Genomic DNA, 2,240 nt, shown 5'->3' on the forward strand with positions numbered 1-2,240 from the left:
CAGCTCGGCTTCGGGACGCTGCTCTACGCCAAGTGACACCTCTTGGGGAAGGGACGGACGTGAACGGGCGGCAGTGGCGTACGACGATCGCGGCGGCGCAGGCCGGTGACCGGCGCGCGCTCGACGAACTCGTCGAGGGCTGGCTGCCGCTGGTCTACAACATCGTCGGCCGCGCCCTGAACGGTCACGCGGACGTCGACGACGTCGTGCAGGAGACGATGCTGCGGGCCGTCGACAACCTCGGCACACTGCGTGATCCGGACAGCTTCCGCTCCTGGCTGGTCGCCATCGCCATGCGGCAGATACGCGACCGGGCCAGACGCCGGACCTCCGAGTCACTGGGCGACGACGCGGCCCAGGAAGTCACCGACTTCGCCGAACTGACCGTGCTGCGGCTCCAGTTGGAGGGCCAGCGGCGCGAGGTCGCGGAGGCGGTGCGCTGGCTCGACGACGAGGACCGGCAGCTGCTGTCGCTGTGGTGGCTGGAGGTCGCGGGCGAACTCACCCGGCGCGAACTGGCCGCGGCCGTCGGCATCAGCCGCCAGCACGCCGCCGTACGCGTCCAGCGGATGAAGGCCCGTCTGGAGGCCGCGCGCGGCATCGTGCGGGCCCTCGACTCGTCCTGCCCCGACCGGCGCGAGCTGACCGCCCGCTGGGACGGCCGCCCCGACTCGGTGTGGCGCAAGCGGCTGGCCCGGCACATCAGGGGCTGCCGCCACTGCGCCGCGCCCGGCGAGGCGGTCGTACCGGCCGAACGGCTGCTCGTCGGGCTCGCGCTCGTCCCGATCCCGGTCGGCTTCACGCTCTCGCTCGCCCTCGGCGGCAAGACGGCGGTCGCCGCGACGACCGCCGCCACGGGGGTCGGCTGGTCCGCCAAGGTCGTCGCCGCGCTCACCAAGCCCGCCGTCGCCATGACGGCCGGGGCGACCATCGTCGCGGGCGGCGCGTACGTCGTCACCCAGCCGGACTCGGCCCCGCCGAAGGCCGCCGCGCCGCCCACCGCGGCGAGCACCTCGCGGCCGAAGACGCCGAGCCCCACCGCGACGCCCAGCCCGTCACCGTCCCCCAGCAGGACCAGCAAGGACCTGTACGGCACGGTCGTCGACGCCCTCGACACGGCCCCGGACCCGAACGCGCGCCCCGCGGACCTGCCCCGCCGCCCCGAGTCCGGGCTCACCAGCACCGGCGGGCCCAAGGCCGTGATGCAGCACCGCGGGGACAGCGTGACGCTCAGCGGCCAGGGCTATGTGCTGGTGCGCTGGCAGATCTCCCCCAAGTCGCGGCCCGGCGCCCTCGTCATGCCGGCCTGGACCGGCCTCAAGGGGAAGCTGTTCCATGTGGCGTCGGGCGGTGGCCGCCGGATGGACGACACCTTCGCGGAGAACGCCGACGGCTACACCTCCGGCATGGGCGGGCCACGTGTCGGCTTCACCGTCCTGCCGAACGGCACCCAGCAGATGTGGCAGAACGAGTACTTCTACGTCGACGGCACCGTCACCCTCACCCAGAACGAGCGCGGCGCCGACTACGGGCTGATCGTCTTCCCCTCGAACCGGGACGCCGTGACCAAGGACGTCATGACCGGCCCCGACCAGGGCGCCATCCGCTACGGCCTCGTCCGCGACACCGGAAAGGACACGGCACCGGTTCCGCAGTACGTCACGCGCTCGACCCCGGCCGATGCGTCGACGGTTCGTCAGAAGTCCCGGCTGACGGGCTAGTTGACCGGTCCTGGGCCGCCATCACCTCGTCCCCGTGGTCGAAGGCCCACGCCCCGAACGTCTCGATCGGGTCGAGCAACGTCCGTCCCAGCGCGGTGAGTTCGTACTCCACCCGGGGCGGCGAACCGGCGTACGCGCGCCGCACGACCAGACCGTTGAACTCCAGCCGCCGCAGCGTCTCCGTCAGGACCTTCTGGCTGATCCCGCCGATGTGTTCACGCAGTTCGCCCGGCCGCCGCGGCCCGTGCCGCAGCGCCCAGAGGACCACGGCGTTCCAGGTGTTGGAGAGCAGGTCGAAGGCGAGCCGGGCGCGGCAGTCGGCGAGGAAGAACGGTTCGGTGCTCACATACCGAATGGTGCCCGAGCGGCTTCCTACTGTCGTGGAGATCGACCCACGGACCGGAGGAGGCAGGGGCGTATGCGGATAGGGATTCTCGGCACGGGCGGTATGGCGGACGCGTTGGGCACGCAGTGGCGGCGGGCCGGACACGAGGTGCTCGCGGGCAGCCGATCGGGCGG

General features: G+C 72.5%; 3 protein-coding genes. 2 read left to right on the forward strand and 1 reads right to left on the reverse strand.

Going from position 1 to position 2,240, the window contains the following annotated elements; all coding sequences use genetic code 11:
• Window positions 1–59 precede the first annotated feature (59 nt).
• Window positions 60–1,721 (forward strand): RNA polymerase sigma factor, encoded by a 1,662-nt coding sequence (locus tag AOK17_RS45935; RefSeq protein WP_063997389.1) that lies wholly within the window; start codon window positions 60–62, stop codon window positions 1,719–1,721.
• Here the strand turns inward: AOK17_RS45935 and AOK17_RS45940 are convergent.
• The gene (locus AOK17_RS45940; RefSeq protein WP_055618599.1) at window positions 1,660–2,067 is read right to left on the reverse strand and encodes a winged helix-turn-helix transcriptional regulator; all 408 of its coding nucleotides are present in this window, start codon (window positions 2,065–2,067) and stop codon (window positions 1,660–1,662) included. The two genes, AOK17_RS45935 and AOK17_RS45940, sit on opposite strands and share 62 nt — an antisense overlap.
• A gap of 72 nt (window positions 2,068–2,139) precedes the next feature.
• Here AOK17_RS45940 and AOK17_RS49620 point away from each other — a divergent pair.
• A partial coding sequence (locus AOK17_RS49620; RefSeq protein ID WP_169802013.1) for an NAD(P)-binding domain-containing protein occupies window positions 2,140–2,240 on the forward strand: 101 nt, incomplete at its 3' end.

Source organism: Streptomyces phaeochromogenes (genome assembly GCF_001418655.1).
Classification (GTDB): domain Bacteria; phylum Actinomycetota; class Actinomycetes; order Streptomycetales; family Streptomycetaceae; genus Streptomyces; species Streptomyces phaeochromogenes.